The sequence below is a fragment of the Bradyrhizobium sp. 160 genome, from assembly GCF_023073735.1.
Classification (GTDB): Bacteria; Pseudomonadota; Alphaproteobacteria; order Rhizobiales; family Xanthobacteraceae; genus Bradyrhizobium.
Window position 1 is genome coordinate 1 of sequence record NZ_JADPKD010000058.1, and the last position, 17,591, is coordinate 17,591.

14 protein-coding genes and 1 pseudogene are annotated in these 17,591 nt (G+C 60.1%); 9 read left to right on the forward strand and 6 right to left on the reverse strand.

What is annotated here, in order from left to right:
• Positions 1-173: 173 nt before the first annotated feature.
• A complete protein-coding gene (locus IVA98_RS24825; RefSeq protein ID WP_247355677.1) occupies positions 174-344 on the reverse strand; it encodes a hypothetical protein in 171 nt (56 codons plus the stop codon).
• Between the two features lie 303 nt (positions 345-647).
• Between IVA98_RS24825 and IVA98_RS24830 the strand changes: the two genes are divergently transcribed.
• The 4 genes from IVA98_RS24830 to tnpB all read left to right on the forward strand — a co-directional run bounded on the left by IVA98_RS24830 (position 648) and on the right by tnpB (position 3,960).
• Positions 648-803: a hypothetical protein gene (locus tag IVA98_RS24830; protein ID WP_247355678.1), complete on the forward strand. Its 156-nt coding sequence runs from the start codon at positions 648-650 to the stop codon at positions 801-803.
• Between the two features lie 153 nt (positions 804-956).
• Positions 957-1,760, forward strand: a complete 804-nt coding sequence (locus tag IVA98_RS24835; RefSeq protein ID WP_247355679.1) for an enoyl-CoA hydratase — start codon at positions 957-959, stop codon at positions 1,758-1,760.
• A 236-nt stretch (positions 1,761-1,996) separates the two neighbouring features.
• Positions 1,997-3,256, forward strand: a complete 1,260-nt coding sequence (locus IVA98_RS24840; protein WP_247355680.1) for a Glu/Leu/Phe/Val family dehydrogenase — start codon at positions 1,997-1,999, stop codon at positions 3,254-3,256.
• Between the two features lie 380 nt (positions 3,257-3,636).
• Entirely contained in the window at positions 3,637-3,960 is a 324-nt protein-coding gene (gene tnpB / locus IVA98_RS37720) for an IS66 family insertion sequence element accessory protein TnpB (protein ID WP_524536408.1), read from the forward strand.
• 112 nt (positions 3,961-4,072) lie between these two features.
• Here the strand turns inward: tnpB and IVA98_RS24845 are convergent, their stop codons facing one another.
• From IVA98_RS24845 to istA, 4 genes are all read right to left on the reverse strand, one after another.
• On the reverse strand, positions 4,073-4,480 hold the full coding sequence (locus IVA98_RS24845) for a DUF4440 domain-containing protein (protein WP_247355681.1): 408 nt from the start codon (positions 4,478-4,480) through the stop codon (positions 4,073-4,075).
• Positions 4,481-4,809: 329 nt separating this feature from the next.
• Positions 4,810-5,307, reverse strand: coding sequence for an ATP-binding protein (locus IVA98_RS24850; RefSeq protein WP_247355682.1), 498 nt, complete (start codon positions 5,305-5,307; stop codon positions 4,810-4,812).
• Complete coding sequence (locus IVA98_RS24855) at positions 5,297-5,932, reverse strand: Mu transposase domain-containing protein (protein WP_524536409.1); 636 nt, start codon at positions 5,930-5,932, stop codon at positions 5,297-5,299. The genes IVA98_RS24850 and IVA98_RS24855 overlap by 11 nt, the downstream gene beginning before the upstream one ends.
• Complete coding sequence (gene istA, locus IVA98_RS24860; protein ID WP_247355684.1) at positions 5,878-6,792, reverse strand: IS21 family transposase; 915 nt, start codon at positions 6,790-6,792, stop codon at positions 5,878-5,880. Before istA ends, IVA98_RS24855 begins: the two co-directional genes overlap by 55 nt.
• 1,194 nt (positions 6,793-7,986) lie before the next feature.
• Here istA and IVA98_RS24865 point away from each other — a divergent pair.
• A pseudogene (locus IVA98_RS24865) lies at positions 7,987-10,069 on the forward strand (3-hydroxyacyl-CoA dehydrogenase NAD-binding domain-containing protein).
• A 277-nt stretch (positions 10,070-10,346) separates the two neighbouring features.
• On the opposite strand, the gene IVA98_RS24870 reads toward IVA98_RS24865, so the two are convergent.
• The gene (locus IVA98_RS24870; protein WP_247355685.1) at positions 10,347-11,519 is read right to left on the reverse strand and encodes a thiolase family protein; all 1,173 of its coding nucleotides are present in this window, start codon (positions 11,517-11,519) and stop codon (positions 10,347-10,349) included.
• A gap of 1,009 nt (positions 11,520-12,528) precedes the next feature.
• Between IVA98_RS24870 and IVA98_RS24875 the strand changes: the two genes are divergently transcribed.
• From IVA98_RS24875 to IVA98_RS24890, 4 genes are all read left to right on the forward strand, one after another.
• Positions 12,529-12,756, forward strand: coding sequence for a hypothetical protein (locus tag IVA98_RS24875; protein WP_247355686.1), 228 nt, complete (start codon positions 12,529-12,531; stop codon positions 12,754-12,756).
• Positions 12,757-12,919: 163 nt separating this feature from the next.
• Positions 12,920-14,149, forward strand: a complete 1,230-nt coding sequence (locus IVA98_RS24880; protein WP_247355687.1) for a CaiB/BaiF CoA transferase family protein — start codon at positions 12,920-12,922, stop codon at positions 14,147-14,149.
• Between the two features lie 641 nt (positions 14,150-14,790).
• Positions 14,791-14,928: a hypothetical protein gene (locus IVA98_RS24885; protein WP_247355688.1), complete on the forward strand. Its 138-nt coding sequence runs from the start codon at positions 14,791-14,793 to the stop codon at positions 14,926-14,928.
• A 76-nt stretch (positions 14,929-15,004) separates the two neighbouring features.
• Positions 15,005-17,101 (forward strand): 3-hydroxyacyl-CoA dehydrogenase NAD-binding domain-containing protein, encoded by a 2,097-nt coding sequence (locus IVA98_RS24890; RefSeq protein ID WP_247355689.1) that lies wholly within the window; start codon positions 15,005-15,007, stop codon positions 17,099-17,101.
• Positions 17,102-17,591: the final 490 nt, after the last annotated feature.

Genomic DNA, 17,591 nt, shown 5'->3' on the forward strand with positions numbered 1-17,591 from the left:
GACCAGCTCCGCCGATCGCCCGTTGCTCCACTTGCGCCACTCGGCGTACAAACCCCCGAGACTCTAACCGCTGCCGGATGAAAGTTCAGTGGCAGGTCACCCCGATGCAAAGTCGAAGGGGAAAGCGGTCCGCTAGTCGCTCGAGAAGGAGCGATGATCATGACAGCCCAGTATCACCACAGCAGGAAGCCAGCGCTCTCCAATGCGAAGCGCTCAATTGAGCAGCCGGTTTGCGGGTTTGCCTCTGCACCTAGAGTCCAATTGGGAAGGGCATCGGACGGCGAGCGATCCTCATAGCTAAAATCTTTAAGAAATGCGGTTTTCTCGCAGATTTCAAGCGCCAAGCCCCGTCTGGTTGCATCATTCTAGATCGGATTGCGGTTACACTCGGCAATAACACTTCCCGACCACTGGTTCACTCAGCGACGACTCGGGCATGACCTGTTGAGCAAGGAGCGCTTGCATGGACTCTGAGACCATCGACCTTACGCCAGCATTTGTCTGGCCGAGCTAATCCGACCCAAAGGAATGTTCGTCGATTGACGACATGCGCTTCTCGGAAGCCATCAGATATCGGCGGATACGCCGACTGCGGTAGACCAAGGCATGCCGAGCGATACACAACCGACTTGAACGCTGGAGAAATCATGCCGCAACGCGCAGCTTCTGAAGGCCACAACTCCATCGGTCTGCGTTCACGGGAGGCTTTCGCCCGCGCCCTGCGCGTCTTCCCCGACGGCACTACACGCGTCACCATCGAGCGGACATTGATTTCATCTCATCAGTCTTTGAGCTTTTCTTGAGTTCTGTCGGTGAACTCATCGAGAATCTCAGATCTTGACGCACCCAAGCTGACCCTACGCTCGATGCGTGCGCCTCGCAGGGGGCGGTGGAGGCGCGCTCGTCCGTCCGAGCTTAAGTGAATCGTTTTCGTGAACCGACACGGGTGAACTAGTATGAACTTCGAGACCGTTGCAGTTGAACGACGTGGCAATATTTCTTGGATTTTTCACAACCGGCCGCAGGTTCGGAATGCGGAGAGCTGCCAGCTCCTCGATGAGATGGATTCGGCGCTGACGGACGCGGTCCGGGACGATGCGATCAGGGCGATCGTCTTCGCGGGCAAAGGTGATCACTTTTCCGCCGGTCATGATCTGAAGGAGGCGCAGGCAACGCGCGCAGCTTTCACGGTTGAGCAACGCTACGCCTATGAGGAAAGGCGTTACTTCGACTATGCGCTTCGGATTTGGGATTGTCCCAAACCAACAATCGCCTCGGTTCAAGGGGCTTGTGTTGCTAGCGGCTTCATGGTCGCCAACATGTGCGACATGGTTGTGGCTTCTAACGACGCCTTTTTCGCCGATCCGGTGTGTCAGAGTCTCGCCACGGCGGCGGTCGAAGTCCTGGTCCACCCCTGGGTCATGGGGTTGCGCATGGCGCATGAGTTCTTGTTAACGGGGCGGCGCCTGTCTGCCGAAGAGGCTTATCGCATTGGCATGATCAACCGTCTCGTCGATCGAGAGCGGCTAGAGGCGGAGACAACCGAGCTCGCCGAGAAAGCTGCCGCCGCATACCCTTTCGCGGCCAGGCTACTTAAGCGTTCGTTGAAGCGAGTTGCGGACATTCAAGGCTTCCGAACCTCACTTCAGAGCCATTTCGACACTCATCAACTGTCTCATGTTACGGATGAGTACAGCCGGATGCGAGATCAAGGCATCGCCTCTGGAATCTCCCGCGGCAAGGATGCATCACGCAAATAGTGACCATGCCGGAGCTTGAGGCACAAAGCGCTGGCGTCTGCAGCGACAGTGAACCGGGTATTCGGAAGATCCCTCGGTGCGACGGCAAGCTTCTCGGCATTGTGGTTTGCGACAAGCAACGGAACGCATCGTTAATCCTGCTTCATGAAGGACCGTCCGGAAACCCCGTCGAGCCCGCACTCAATCAAGGTGTGGCGCCAAACACCTGCTGATTCACAACCAAGTAAGGAGCTATCGTGACCGCCTACAGTGGACCTGTCTTCGAAATGGCCGCCAAGCAATTCGAGGTGATCGCGGAATATCTGTCCATACCCGAAGACGCTAGGGCGCGGCTGCTAATGCCGAAACGCGCGGTCACTGTCTCCTGTCCGATCCATCGTGATGATGGCACCACCGCCGTTTTCGAGGGCTATCGTGTGCAGCACCATCTCACACTCGGCCCGACAAAAGGCGGGACCAGGTTCGCGCCGAGCGTTGACCTCGGCGAGGTGGCGGCGCTCGCCGTGTGGATGAGCTGGAAATGTGCCTTGGTGGGACTTCCTTACGGCGGCGCCAAAGGCGGCATTACTGTCGATCCCTCGACCTTGTCGAGGCGCGAACTTGAAGCGCTGTCGCGTCGTTACATGCAGGAAATGATCCCCTTTGTCGGCCCTCACACTGACGTCATGGCGCCGGACATGGGTACAAACGAGCAGATCATGGCGTGGTTCATGGACACATACTCGATGTATCAGGGGCAGACGGTCACCGAGATCGTGACCGGAAAACCCGTCAGCGCCGGCGGAACGTTAGGGCGTCGGGAGGCCACCGGAAGGGGCGTCGCCCATTTGGTCCGCAAAGCCGCAGACGAGATCAAGGTACATCTGGGTGGCGCGACGGCTGTCGTGCAAGGGTTTGGCAACGTCGGTTCGATTGCTGCACTCGAGTTGCACAATATGGGTGTCAAAGTGATTGCAGTCAGCGACCACACAGGCGCACTCTATCGATCTTCAGGGCTCGACATTCCACAGCTGGTCAGACACGCCTCCCTACGAGGAAGCTTAGCGGGGTATTCCAACGAACTCGGATTTGACCCTGCAGAGATGCTGACCATCCCTTGTGATATACTCGTTCCAGCTGCACTAGAACGAGTCATCGATGCGAAACTTGCCGCTGATCTGCGGTGCCGGATACTCGCCGAGGGAGCCAATGGCCCCACCACTCCCGAAGCCGATCTGGTCTTGGAACAACGTCAAGGCGAGCTCTTCCTCATTCCCGACATCTTGTGCAACTCGGGAGGAGTGGTGGTGAGCTACTTCGAATGGGTGCAGGATCTCCAGCGATTGTTCTGGGAAGAGGACGAAGTCATGCGGCGGGAGTATCAAGTCCTGGATCGTGCCTTCGAGCGCGTCCTGGCGAGAAGCAAGCAAGACAAGGTGTTCAACCGCACCGCGGCCATGGCGATAGGTGTGGAGCGCGTACGTGGTGCAAAGGAGACACGAGGGCTGTTTCCGTAGCATAATCCCTTGCCAGTCCAAGCATCTCCTTAGATGGCTTAGCTTCAACTAATAGTCCGACCTGAAGGCTGTCAAAGTCATAAAGAGAGTGGATAAGAATGGCCGGCCTATCGAGCAGCTGACGCCGCAGGCCCATTTCGCAATACATGGTTGGCTATTTGACTATGGACAGGTTATAGGCGCAGTGCCCGAGTCGAACGGCGTGAAGTGGTGGACGTGGGCCGGCGGCGGCGCTGGTCCGAGGATGAGAAGCTCAAGATCGCCCTGGAAAGCTTACAGGCGCCGCGCCCAAGTCGCGGCTACAGCGTGGCGGTATGGCGTTTCACCCTCATTGATGGTGGTCACGGAATCTGGGCCGATCGCCCTGTCCAGCGCCAGCAGTGGCGGGTCAATCGAGATCGAGTTTGCTGATCAAGATCCTTTTGCATGATGAACTGGGTAGGTCGCTTTATGCGAGCGGCTGGAAGCGCGGCCGATTCCTGTGGCCCTCGTCCGCTGATGGCGTAGTGACAATCACCCCAGCTCAGCTGCTCAGCTTGGCTACATGCTGGAGGGCATCACTTCTTGGTTCTGACCGCCTTTTCCGCAGGCCAGCAGGATCTGGGCTCTCAGAGCCAGCGCCTGTGCCGTCTTCCGCCGCATCGTCAGCCGGGTCAGTTCGGTACGCTCTCACCGCTCAGAATCAAGGTAGCAGGTTGCGATAGACCGCCACTGCAGACCCCGTCGCTGTTTGCCTCCATTCTCGGCACGGCGACGCGACTCTAATGCGAATCTATGATTGCGAACTTGTGACTCAGGACAACTAGTTGTTCTTAGTCAGGATAAACCTAAGCTTGTGCGAGCCAATGGTATAAAAAGTTCCGCGACAACAAGCCATCCTTTAGCTCCGCGACTCCAACGCGCCAGATAAGTGCCCCCAATCTTTTCTTTCTTCCACTCCCCGCTCCAATTGCCTACTTCAGCAGCTTCCAAGCCTTGCACGTCTATAGAAAGAGGCTGCTTGACGTAAGTCACAAAATCTGGATCAGCGAAAGCCTTCGCGAAAGCTTGACCTGCATCTCCTACCCCATCATGAACTTTTCCATAACTCGTGATGACCTTAATGTCTTCATGCATAATTGCGAGAATATCTTGTATTTCACGCGATGCGATCGCCACATTTGATAGGCTACGAAGCTCTCTTATCGTGGCGGCGCTTTCATCAGAATGGCTACGTTCCATCATCCTATCGTCCCTTCACTTTCACGATAACGTTTCTTCCAAAAATTTCGGCTTTTCGCGAGCTTTTTGGACTTAAACTAAAAACCTTCGCTAAACGAAGAGCGCTTGTATGAAGAAAGCCTCGCTTTCATTCTATTCGATACTCTTGTCGCGAACACACATTTAATTTCGCGTTCGTGGAGCGTCAATCAGAAGAATACTCGTCTCACAAGACCCCGAACACAGACGTCCTTACCCGGTTGGCACGCGTAAGCGGTCGATCGTTCGCGGACCTCCTTCACCAGCGCCTTTGGGGGCTAAGCTGCCGCCGGTTTGATGGACACTAGGTTAAGCTAATCCGACCTTGCGCTCGAACTCAACAGGGCTGAGGTATCCGATCGTCGAATGACGCCGGACGGGCGCAAAGCAGTATCGCTGTCGAGGGCGGCAAGCTCGCCGAGCATTTCGCTGGCCGATCGGAACAAGACCGAGTGACCGGCGATGAGCGCCTGGTAGGCGATATTCTGCGCGAGGGTCGACTTTCCGACGCCGTTTGGTCCGACGAAGACGATGTTGGTTGCGTCGTTCATGAAGGACAGCGACATCAATTGCTCCACTGCGGCGCGGTCGAGGCGCCTGGGCCAGAGCCAGTCGTAATCGGCCATCGGTTTGAAGTGGCCGATCCTGGCGTCGCGCAGGCGTCGCTGCAGCGAGCGCCGGGCACGTTCCTCCTCCTCCCATTGCAGCATGGGGGCCAGCCATGAGGCGCCGGCGATTTCGTCCCAATGTTCGACCAGGCCGTTGAGGCGCAGCGCCTTGGCATGGTTCAGCAGGGCATCATCAGTGCTCATCGTCGTTATCTCCAGAAGGTGCCAGTTGGTCGTAGCTGTCGAGGCGGTGCGGCCGGACCGTTGTATCCTTGCGCCGCACATGTTTGGGCAGGCTGGTTTCGACAGGGGGCGGTTCACCACGCTCCAGGCGCCGACGTTCGAGTGCGGCGCGGACCGTCGCCGCATGGACGGAGCCCGCACGCAAAGCGTCCTCGACCGCAGCCTGCAATTCCGTTGCGCCGTAGCGATCAAGCAGCCGCAGCAGCGCGGTCGTGAGCGCACCGATGTTGGCGCCACGTTCGGCGGCCCTGATCATCAGGGTCTGACAGACCGGCACGGCTCGGGTGAGGCTGTTGAGGCCGCGATGCTGGCGCGCCTCACGCTCGATGTCAACGAGATCCTTCAGGTGTCGTCGGTCTTCGATCTCTTGGCCACGATCATAGCTGCGACGGTGACTGGCGATCATCTGCGCGCCGTCGAAGATCCGGACCTGGCTGAGATCGGCCCGCACGCTCAGCATGCGCCGAACATGGGGATGGGGAACCGTGTAGTCGTTCAGGTCGAACCGCACATAGGGCGTTTTGCCGACCTTTACGGCGACCTGCTCCTCAACGGGATACGGGTTGGCGGGCAGCGGTAGAAGCAGTGGTTGCTCCTTTGCGAACGCCTACTGTCATCTCGCGATCCTCCGGACATGGTCGGTCCGCCGCTTCGGATCGGCACCATTGTTCGGCCTGGGCATTCAGGTCGTCGAGATCGGTGAACTTGCGGGCGATGAAGAATGCCTCCCGGATATGTAGCGCGCTCGACACGGCCTTTTTCGTTGCCCCGGGCAACCGCGACAGGACGCGGCTCGAACCGATAATGGCCGGCGAAGGCAAGCAGCGTGCGATGGAATCGGATCGCATCGCCCTGGCGCTCGAGCACCGCGCTCTTAAGATTGTCGTAGAGCAGGACCCTGGGCAGCCCACACCATGTGTTGAACGCGCCGATGTGGCCGCGCAGGAAGTTTTCCACGCGCGCATCGAGGAAGAAGCGCAGGTAGATGTCGCGCGAGTACGACAGCACCATGACGAACGCCATCAGCGGACGGCGGGCGCGACCGATCTCGATGTGACCGAAGTGCCCCCAATCCACCTGCCCTTGTTCAGACGGCAACGTGCGGAGCCGCAGGAACGCCTCGGCTGGCTTGCGTGGACGGTGCAGAGCGATCAGGTGCCGGAAGTAGCTGGGCGACCCGCGGTAGCCGCGCTCACGCATCATCGCATACAGGCGGCTGGCCGTGAGTGCGGGGAACTGCTCCAGCGTCTTCAGGACGATCGGCAGATAGGGCTCGATCTTCGTGGGGCGCAATATCGGCCTATTCCTGGGCAGTCCGGCCTGGGTCAGGACGCGATGCACGGTCGTGTGATGAACGTGCAACTGCTTCGCAATGGTGCCGCAGCGCCATTTCTCGACGTGATACAGACGCAGAATCTGCGCTTCCAATTCAGGGGTAACGGTCATCGGTCGGGTCTCGGCCTCCATAGGGGTGAGCATGACGAGGCCCCCGGCGACGCACGAAGCCGGTACGAAGGAACAGCGACAACCGACAGCGGCAGAACCGACAGCTCGGCATGGGCATGATCGATGTCGTCGCTCGCTCGCCGACGTCAGTAGGTGCAACAACGACATCGTCCGCAGGCCGGCGCAGTAGTGAACCGACATGGCATGCGGGTGGAGAGTGATGCGTCACGTTATTGTGCCGCGCCCGGTATCGTCGGGCCCGGGTCGCATGCGCCAGGCGTCCGCGGCGGCTGCGCTGATAACGCGGTCCCGCCTCGCGCAGGCTCTCGCGGCGGGCAGCACGGGCGCAGTCATGGCCGCAATAGCGTTGTTCCTGTCGCAGTTGCGGCAGATCGTTACCTGCGAACGGCAGCGGCCGCACAGAAAGAAGCGGCCCGTGAGCATCCGCGGCGGTCCTTTCGGAGCGCCGCCGGAGGTTGGTGGAAAAGGTCGACGGAATGCGCTGACAGTGCGATAGTGCAGGCTGCGCACCGTCCGTGGGGCGTGTCATCGAGCCCCACTTGCCAGTTGAGATCGGTGTTACGCCGGCTTTGTTTCTGCGGCGCTGATTACCCGCAGCTCTACCATAAGGCAGGCGCAAAGCGGGGTACGTCGAAAGGAGCCTGAGGGCGCCCGAAGACGTGCCCCGCGTCTTTATTCCTCAACTTAGACGCTGGTCGTCGCCGCGAAGGCGTCCGCCCGCTACGGCGCAATTGGAAAGCGCGCGTGCGGACGCCTTCGCTCTACTGCCGTCATACGTTGTCGTCATTTTTGCGCGGTTTTCGACAGTCAACGACACCCGCGGTGCGCTGTGCGCGAGAGAGCTACGAGCAGCTTTTGTCAGAACGGATGCAGCCCGAGTTGAGTGGTTGACCAGTATGGACAGAATTGACGGTCTGATGATTAGGTCGGCTCAATAAAGCCGGGTGCCGTAGATTTTATGCGTGAACCTTGGAGCCATTGCATGAATCGATATTGATATTCTGTTATTCTACTGGATCTCCGAACTGAATTTGCGTCAATTGGTGTTGCTGTCAAAGACGATCGAGCAAAAGCACCATTGCGGTGGATCCGGAGCGTCGCAACCGAGGTTTCTTTGCCAGAAAGACTGGTCAGCTACTCGGCTGATTTTGATGTTCAACAAAGGAGTGCAGCGTGAGTGAGGTGGTTAAGCTCGAGCGTCATGACGAGATCGGTGTGCTCATGGTCAACAGTCCTCCGGTCAATGCGCTCAGCGCGGCGGTATTCTGGAATGCATCAAGGAAGCGGTCGCCGATCCCGCGGTCAAGGCCATCGTTCTGACCTGCGCCGGCCGCACCTTCATTGCTAGCGCCGACATCACGGAGTTCGGCAAGCCGCGGAAGCCACCCGGAGCCAGCGACGTGCTCTCCGAGATCGAGAACTCGCCGAAGCCGATCTTTGCCGCCATTCACGGCCCCGCGCTCGGCGGTGGTCTCAAAGTTGCGTTGGCCTGTCATTTCCGCGTCGCGACCAAGGACGCCAAGCTTGGCCTGCCGGAAGTTAAGCTTGGTTTGCTGCCCGGTAGCGGCGGCACCCAGCGCCTGCCGCGCGCGGTGGGGCCGGAGCTCGCGGTCAAGATGATCGTCGGTGGGGATCCCATTGGAGCTTCAGAAGCGCTCAAGGCCGGCTTGATCGACGAGATCGTCGAAGGCCCGGCCTCCGGCGGCGAAGCCTTCGTCCGCAAGCTGCTGGCGGAGAAGCGCCCGCTGCGGCGCCTGCGCGACGACGATTCCAAGCTCGCGGCCGCCAAGGCCGACCGCTCGATCTTCACCAATGCGGTTGCGGCCATGACCAAGAAGTCGCGCGGCCTGGAGGCGCCGTTCGCGGCGGCCGATGCCGTCGGCTACGCCATTGACCTACCCTTCGACGAAGGCCTGAAGAAGGAGCGCGAGGGCTTCCTCAAGCTCGTCGCCAGCGACCAGTCCAAGGCGCAGCGCTACGCCTTCTTCGCCGAGCGCGAGGCCAACAAGATCGCGGGCGTTCCCGAAGGCACCAAGCCGCGGCCGGTGAACCGCGTCGCCATTCTCGGCGCCGGCACCATGGGCGGCGGCATCGCGATGTCCTTTGCCAATGCCGGCATTCCCGTCACTTTGATCGAGACCGGCGAAGAGCAGCTCAAGCGCGGCATGGGCGTGATGCAGAAGAACTGGGAAGCGACCGCCGCGCGCGGCGGCATCCCGGCCGATGCGCCCGCCAAGCGCATGGCGCTGATCAACGGTGTCGTTGGCATCGAGAATGTCGGCGATGCCGACCTCGTCATCGAGGCCGTGTTCGAGACCATGGCGGTGAAGAAGGAGGTTTTCGGCAAGCTCGATCAATATGCCAAGCTTGGCGCGGTGCTCGCTTCCAACACTTCCCTTCTGAACATCGATGAGATCGCGAAGTCGACCAAGCGTCCGCAGGACGTGCTCGGCATGCACTTCTTCTCACCAGCGAACGTGATGAAGCTGTGCGAGATCGTGCGCGCGGACAAGACCGCGCCGGACGCACTCGTCACGGCCGTGTCCATCGCGCGCAAGATCTCGAAGGTGCCGGCTGTGGTCGGCGTCTGCCACGGTTTTGTGGGTAACCGCATGCTGGCCCAGCGCAGCAAGCAGGCCGAGAAACTCCTGTTCGAAGGCGCCCTGCCGCAGCAGATCGACGCTGTTGTGACACAATTTGGCATGCCCATGGGGCCTTTCGCGATGAGCGACCTCGCCGGCCTCGACGTCAGCTGGCGCTCGCGTAAGGATCGAGGCGTCAGGTCGGAGATCGCGGACGCGCTGTGCGAAGCCGGCCGCTTCGGCCAGAAGACCGGCAAGGGCTACTACAAATATGAAGCCGGCTCGCGCGCGCCGCTGCCTGATCCTGAAGTCGAGAAGCTGATCGAGGAGACGTTGCTGCGTCTCGGCCGCAAGAAGCGAATCGTCAGGGATGACGAGATCCTCGAGCGCATGATGTACCCCATGATCAACGAGGGCGCGAAGATCCTCGAAGAGGGCATCGCGGCGCGTCCCTCCGACATCGACGTGGTCTGGCTCTACGGCTATGGCTGGCCGATCTACCGCGGCGGCCCGATGTACTGGGCCGACAGCGTCGGCCTCAAGCACATCGCCGATCGCTTGGCCTTCCACGCGAAGGAGACCGACGAGCCGAACCTCGAGCCGGCACAGCTGCTGAAGAAGCTCGCCGACGAAGGCAAGAGTTTGCCTCGCTCGTGGCAGCGTCGAAAGCGTGATCAAGCATTTGTCATCAATGACTTAGCTGGACACACCAAGGCGACCAAGCGAGAATATTGATGCTTTGGCTACATCCCCAAGGCAAAACTCGCGCGCCCCAAATTGCCTTGTTGCACGAGCCCCGAGAGCACACCGATCGCAACTGAGACCGATTTCATCCTTTTCGGTCACCTGCGAACCATAGCCACTACTCAGGGGAGTGTGGAGTACGACGTAAACAGGCTGGAGCTCGCTGAAGGCCGTTCGCCCATAACCACACAATGGTGGAGGTTCCCCTCAGCTATAGATCTCGAACAGTCCGGCGCCGCCCTGACCGCCGCCGATGCACATGGTCACGACGCCCCACTTGGCCTTGCGGCGGGCGCCTTCCTGCAGCAGGTGGCCGGTGAGACGGGCGCCGGTCATGCCGAAGGGATGGCCGATCGCGATCGAGCCGCCGTTGACGTTGTACTTGGCGGGGTCGATACCGAGCTTGTCGCGACAATACAGGCACTGGCTGGCGAAGGCCTCGTTGAGCTCCCACAGATCGATATCGTCGATCTTGAGGCCGGTCCGCTTCAAGAGCTTCGGGATCGCGAACACCGGGCCGATGCCCATCTCGTCCGGCTCGCAGCCGGCGGTGGCCCAGGCGACGAAACGGCCGAGCGGCTTGAGGCCGCGCTTCTCGGCGTCCTTGGCTTCCATCAGCACCACCGCGGCGGCGCCGTCGGAGAGCTGGCTGGCATTGCCGGCGGTGACGAACTTGCCCGGGCCCTTCACCGGCTCGAGCTTTGCCAGACCTTCCATCGTGGTGTCGGGGCGATTGCATTCGTCGCGATCGACGACGTAATCGACGATCGATTCCGCCTTGGTCTGCTTGTCGACGACCTTCATCCTGGTCTTCATCGGGACGATCTCGTCCTTGAACTTGTTCGCCTGTTGCGCCGCGGCCATGCGGCGCTGCGATTCCAGCGAGAACTCGTCCTGGTATTCGCGGCTGAGCTTGTAGCGCTCGGCGACGATGTCGGCGGTGTCGATCATCGCCATGAATATGTCGGGGGCGACCTTCAGGAGCTCTGGATCGACTACTTCCTGGGGCAGAGGACCGCCGGGAATAGAAATGCTCTCGACCCCCCCGGCAACGATGCAATCGGCACCGTCCGAACGGATCGAGTTGGCGGCCATCGCGATGGCCTGCAAGCCGGAGGAGCAGAAGCGGTTCACGGATACCCCGCCGGTCGTCTTTGGCAGGCCCGAGAGCAGGGCGGCCTGGCGGCCGATGTTCCGCGCACCGTGGGCGGAATTGCCGAGATAACAGTCCTCGACATAATCCTTCTCGACACCGGCGCGCTCGACGGCATGCTTGATCGCGTGGGCCGCAAGGCTCACCGGCGCGGTGATATTGAACCCGCCACGACCTGACTTCGCCAACCCGGTGCGCGCGTAGGATACGATTACGGCTTCACGCATTTGTCTTCTTCTTTCTTTCGGACGCTCTCGATCGCGGCAATGTCAACCGCGGGCGCAGGATGCTTTAGCTCGTCATGTCAGAACTTGCCGTCTTCGATGCCACACACACGCCTCTCAAGAGACGCGTAGCCCGGTACGACATTCAACCCAGGCCATCTCGGAGATGACGGGCAATTTGAACGTAGCCGGATTCGTCAGGGAGTCGGCGAGCGGCGTCGGATTGGGACGTAAAGGCTGCACCCCTCGTTTGAGGAGCAGGATGTCGAGAGATGGTTCAGCTTGCGATTTCATAGAAGCAGCTTAGCGCCGGTTCGGGCAGAATTTCTCCAAAAAAACGGTGTCCGTTTGAGAAATAATGCGTTGATCGAAGGAATATAAAGTAGTTTGCGAAGATGCTTCGCAGAATTCACGACGGCGAGCGGTGCACGATCGTCCGCTGCGGGCTGCGGTCCATCCATGCGGTCGTTGCGGGCCAATGCCGCTCGAACGAGAGTCAGACCGCGAATCCACTGCTCTTCTGGCTTCGTTGAAACCCGCAACGAAAGTTGTTTGGCCAGCGCGCGAGATAGTCCGATGCTGCGGCCCATTCACTGGCGGCGAGAACCGGTGGTAAGCGCGCCATCGACGTTTCAGGCAGCGCCGCTAGCCCGGTAGTCTCCACTCACGGAAAAAACCTTCACGGTCGTTCGACCGTGTGAAGAATTCCGGCTATTCAATCCTCTACATTGAAGAACTTCGGCTCAACGAGGTGGCTAAGTATACGAGGATGCAAGAGCGCAATGGAGCTGGACTCTCGTGCCGCTTAGAGGCAGCAGGTCGAGTAGCCCAGATTGCCGCCGATCACTCTGGCGGCCGCTCGAGTTGTTGAAGTTGGGTTGTTGATGCAGCTCTTGCTCTAATGGCGGCGGCTGGTGACAGGCAAGATCTGTTTCTCGTGAGAATGATTGCCAGCTTCTTGCTGCTGAGCTTGGTGTGTCTTCTGTTCTTTAGGCAGAGCTAGGACTGAATAATGCTTCACGTGAATCCAGTGTCCACGCAGGCGCAAGCCTACAGGCAGTCCGGGCGCCCGACCGAACGATCGGTGATCAAGGTGCTGGCTGGACTCTCCAATGTGATCGCCGATGCTCGTGGCCGTATCGGCTCGACCGACGTCAATCCATTTCTACTCACTGCCGAACATGGTGTCGCAGTGGATGCACCCGTGGTATTGCGCAATCGTGCGAGCAAGAGCGCCTAACCCACTGCAATATGCTCATGTATAACCAACCTTCACGGAAGAGCCCCTCCGCGAACCGCGCAGTCAGAGCGATGCGGCTATCGAACTCGAAAACGTTTGCTGTCGCGAGCGCCAAGTACGCGGGCGTGTTCACCCTTGAGAATAGTCGATAGGAGAAAACTCAATGTCGATCATGCCGCTTTCTGGCATCAAGATCCTTGATCTTACGCGCGTGCTGGCCGGGCCTTTGTCGGGCCAGATGCTGGGCGATCTCGGTGCCGAGGTGATCAAGATTGAACGGCCCGGTGCCGGCGACGAGGCGCGCGCCTTCGGGCCGCCTTATCTGACTGATCCTGAGGGAAGGGAGAACGGCAACAATTCCTTCTACCTCTGCGCGAACCGCAACAAAAAATCGGTTACGGTCAACATCGCAATACCCGAAGGGCAGGAGATCATCCGTCAGCTTGCCAAGGACGTCGACGTCTTCATGGAAAACTACAAGGTGGGAGACCTCAAGCGCTACGGCCTCGATTACGAGTCGATCAAGACGATCAATCCAGGCATCGTCTACTGCTCGGTGACCGGCTTCGGCCAGACCGGTCCCTACGCGCCGCGGGCGGGGTATGACGCGATTTTCCAGGCTATGGGTGGCTTGATGAGCGTCACCGGCCATATGGATGGTGAACCAGGCGCGGGGCCTATGAAGGTCGGTCCGTCCATCGTCGACTATATGACCGGCATGAATACCTCGATCGGTATCCTTTCGGCCCTCTATCACCGCAAGGTCAATAACGGAGCAGGGCAGCACATCGACGTCTGCCTGCTCGACACCGTGATCGCCTCACTCAGCCACTATCTTCAGATCTACCTCGTTAGCGGGAAGAGCCCGCCCCGGCGCGGCACCTGGGGAAATGGTAGCCTGCCTCTGGGCGTGTTTCGCTGCGCAGACGGTGAGCTGATGCTGGTGGTCGGCAACGACGGTCAGTTCGCCCGCGCCTGCGCCGCTCTTGAGGCACCCGAACTCGCTACCAACCCGAAATTCGTCAAGAACAACGATCGAGTCGCCAACGGCAAGGAAATCATGGCGATCTTTGCCGATCTTCTACTAAACAACACCGTCGCGCATTGGTTGGACAAGTTTGAGAAGGCCGGCGTGCCCTGCGGGCCGGTCAATGATTTTGACCAGGTGTTCGCCGATCCGCACGTAGCCGAGCGGGGCATGCGGGTGACCGTCAAGCACAAGTTCGCACCTGAGTTGTCCTTGATCCGCAACGCATTGACCTTCTCGGAAACACCGATCACCGAATACCGTGCCCCGCCACTGCTCGGCGAGCATACGCAAGAGGTATTGGCCAACAAGCTTGCCTATGATGAGAAAAAAATCGCACAGCTGAAGCAGATCGGGGCAATTTAGCCTGAAATGATCTCGTGATCGTGAGGAATATTGAAGTCGCTGCGATTCGAGCGGATCAGCTTGCAGTCGAGCTGTCTGTGGTGCGTCCGGAGCTAAACAAGGCACACCGCGCTCGGGAAAGTGACGACTGCGTCTATCGGCTTCGCGCGGTTGGCGGGGTTGTCTTCGGCAGCATTCGCCGCATCACGACGATACAATGCCGACTCGCGCCCATGTCGACAGTAGCGCGAGTTGGGCAAGCTTACTCGCCCAGTGGGAGCAGGCAATGCGATTGGACGCGGCCGCAGCTGCGCTGCGGAATGATTGTTGTTCTGCGCGACGCCTTTACCATGCTAACGAAGCAAAAGTATCTCGATCTTGCAAGAGCTGAAAATCTGCTATCGCCATTGGGTATCCTTTAGCTCCAGTGATCAACAGCGTGATCCGTAATCACGGATTCGCCCGAGCGATCCTTATCGCTGGCGCTCAGCGCTGGTGAATGTCTACGTGCCAGTATGACTATCCTGCAACGCGGGTTAGATAATGGGCGAGTATTCCAGAATTGGATAGGCTGTCGCGTCCGCCTTGAGAGAGAGAGGGGGGGCTCTTGTTAGAACGGACGCAGGCGGCGTTGAGCGGGGGCGACCAGCACGGATGGTCTGATGATCAAAGTCAGCTTCGTAAAGCCGATTGCGCAGCATTTATGCGTGATCCTGCGAACCATTGCATTAATCGATATCGATACCCCGCTATTCTGCTGGATCTGGGAGACGAAGTTGCTTCGATCGGTGATGCTGTGAAGGGCGACTCAGCAAATTAGCTAACAGACTGGTTCGCTACCCAGTAAATTTCTGATGCTTAACCCAGGAGTGCAGCGTGAGTGAAGTGGTCAAGCTTGAGCGTCATGACGAAGTCGGGATCGTCACGGTCAATAGCCCTCCGGTCAATGCGCTGAGTGCCGCGGTCCGCGGCGGGATCCTGGAGTGCGTCAAGGCCGCGATCGCGGATCCCGCGATCAAGGGCATCGTGCTGACCTGCGCCGGCCGCACCTTCATCGCCGGCGCCGACATCACCGAATTCGGCAAGCCGCGGAAGCCGCCCGCTGTCAACGACGTGCTCGCCGATATCGAGAATTCACCTAAGCCCGTCGTCGCCGCGATGCACGGCACCGCGCTCGGAGGCGGCCTCGAGGTCGCGCTCGCCTGTCATTTCCGCGTCGCGGTCAAGGAAGCCAAGCTTGGGCTGCCCGAGGTGAAGCTCGGCCTGCTGCCGGGCGCTGGCGGCACCCAGCGTCTGCCGCGCGCGGTGGGGCCGGAGCTCGCGGTCAAGATGATCGTCGGTGGGGATCCCATCGGCGCGGCTGAAGCGCTCAAGGCCGGCTTGATCGACGAGATCGTCGAAGGCCCGGCCTCCGGCGGCGAAGCCTTCGTCCGCAAGCTGCTGGCGGAGAAGCGCCCGCTGCGGCGCCTGCGCGACGACGATTCCAAGCTCGCGGCCGCCAAGGCCGACCGCTCGATCTTCACCAATGCGGTTGCGGCCATGACCAAGAAGTCGCGCGGCCTGGAGGCGCCGTTCGCGGCGGCCGATGCCGTCGGCTACGCCATTGACCTACCCTTCGACGAAGGCCTGAAGAAGGAGCGCGAGGGCTTCCTCAAGCTCGTCGCCAGCGACCAGTCCAAGGCGCAGCGCTACGCCTTCTTCGCCGAGCGCGAGGCCAACAAGATCGCGGGCGTTCCCGAAGGCACCAAGCCGCGGCCGGTGAACCGCGTCGCCATTCTCGGCGCCGGCACCATGGGCGGCGGCATCGCGATGTCCTTTGCCAATGCCGGCATTCCCGTCACTTTGATCGAGACCGGCGAAGAGCAGCTCAAGCGCGGCATGGGCGTGATGCAGAAGAACTGGGAAGCGACCGCCGCGCGCGGCGGCATCCCGGCCGATGCGCCCGCCAAGCGCATGGCGCTGATCAACGGTGTCGTTGGCATCGAGAATGTCGGCGATGCCGACCTCGTCATCGAGGCCGTGTTCGAGACCATGGCGGTGAAGAAGGAGGTTTTCGGCAAGCTCGATCAATATGCCAAGCTTGGCGCGGTGCTCGCTTCCAACACTTCCCTTCTGAACATCGATGAGATCGCGAAGTCGACCAAGCGTCCGCAGGACGTGCTCGGCATGCACTTCTTCTCACCAGCGAACGTGATGAAGCTGTGCGAGATCGTGCGCGCGGACAAGACCGCGCCGGACGCACTCGTCACGGCCGTGTCCATCGCGCGCAAGATCTCGAAGGTGCCGGCTGTGGTCGGCGTCTGCCACGGTTTTGTGGGTAACCGCATGCTGGCCCAGCGCAGCAAGCAGGCCGAGAAACTCCTGTTCGAAGGCGCCCTGCCGCAGCAGATCGACGCTGTTGTGACACAATTTGGCATGCCCATGGGGCCTTTCGCGATGAGCGACCTCGCCGGCCTCGACGTCAGCTGGCGCTCGCGTAAGGATCGAGGCGTCAGGTCGGAGATCGCGGACGCGCTGTGCGAAGCCGGCCGCTTCGGCCAGAAGACCGGCAAGGGCTACTACAAATATGAAGCCGGCTCGCGCGCGCCGCTGCCTGATCCTGAAGTCGAGAAGCTGATCGAGGAGACGTTGCTGCGTCTCGGCCGCAAGAAGCGAATCGTCAGGGATGACGAGATCCTCGAGCGCATGATGTACCCCATGATCAACGAGGGCGCGAAGATCCTCGAAGAGGGCATCGCGGCCCGCCCGTCCGACGTCGACGTGGTCTGGCTCTACGGTTATGGCTGGCCGATCTACCGCGGCGGGCCAATGTACTGGGCCGATACCGTCGGCCTCAAGCACATCGCCGATCGCCTCGCCGTCTACGCCAAGGAGACCAACGACCCAAATCTCGAGCCGGCACTGCTGCTTGAGAAGCTCGCGGCGGAGGACAAGACGTTCGCCTCGCTGGCTGGCGAGTCGAAAGCAGCGTGATGATGCATTTTCCATCAATGTCTGCCGGGACACGTCAGGGAGGCGAAGCGAGAATATTGAGGCTCTAATAACATCCCCAAGGCAGAAACCGGCCCCGATTGCTGATCGCGCGATCACCGACAGCACAGCGGTCCCATCGAGACCGATTTCATCATTTTCGGTCACCTTCGGGCCCCAGTCGCTAAACTAGTCAGTCGGAATATGGAGTACGACGTAAACGCGGTAGCCATCGGCGCAAGTCATGCCAGTCGCCCTGAGCGCGCCGACGTAGGCTGTCGTTCTACGTTCCCGGTTCGCAGGCGCATGGCGGACTTCGCCACTCATTGATCATTTCGACCGCTGTTGAGGCGCCACGCCGGACCGCTGCGACACCCCGTGCTCTCATCTTTCACGGGCCCAACAATGAAAGGGCAACGGTCCGGGGAAGGGAGTTAGTTAACGAGGTTGGTCTCTATGACCGGCGCTCGGCACAATTTGCCCGGAGGGGAAG

What these genes read in the sequence shown, in the direction of transcription:
- IVA98_RS24830 (WP_247355678.1), top strand. Translation starts at nt 648, where the DNA reads ATGCCGCAACGCGCAGCTTCTGAAGGCCACAACTCCATCGGTCTGCGT.
- IVA98_RS24835 (WP_247355679.1), top strand. Translation starts at nt 957, where the DNA reads ATGAACTTCGAGACCGTTGCAGTTGAACGACGTGGCAATATTTCTTGG.
- IVA98_RS24845 (WP_247355681.1), bottom strand. Translation starts at nt 4,480, where the DNA reads ATGATGGAACGTAGCCATTCTGATGAAAGCGCCGCCACGATAAGAGAG.
- IVA98_RS24850 (WP_247355682.1), bottom strand. Translation starts at nt 5,307, where the DNA reads ATGAGCACTGATGATGCCCTGCTGAACCATGCCAAGGCGCTGCGCCTC.
- istA (WP_247355684.1), bottom strand. Translation starts at nt 6,792, where the DNA reads ATGACCGTTACCCCTGAATTGGAAGCGCAGATTCTGCGTCTGTATCAC.
- IVA98_RS24870 (WP_247355685.1), bottom strand. Translation starts at nt 11,519, where the DNA reads ATGCGTGAAGCCGTAATCGTATCCTACGCGCGCACCGGGTTGGCGAAG.
- IVA98_RS24875 (WP_247355686.1), top strand. Translation starts at nt 12,529, where the DNA reads ATGCTTCACGTGAATCCAGTGTCCACGCAGGCGCAAGCCTACAGGCAG.
- IVA98_RS24880 (WP_247355687.1), top strand. Translation starts at nt 12,920, where the DNA reads ATGTCGATCATGCCGCTTTCTGGCATCAAGATCCTTGATCTTACGCGC.
- IVA98_RS24885 (WP_247355688.1), top strand. Translation starts at nt 14,791, where the DNA reads ATGATCAAAGTCAGCTTCGTAAAGCCGATTGCGCAGCATTTATGCGTG.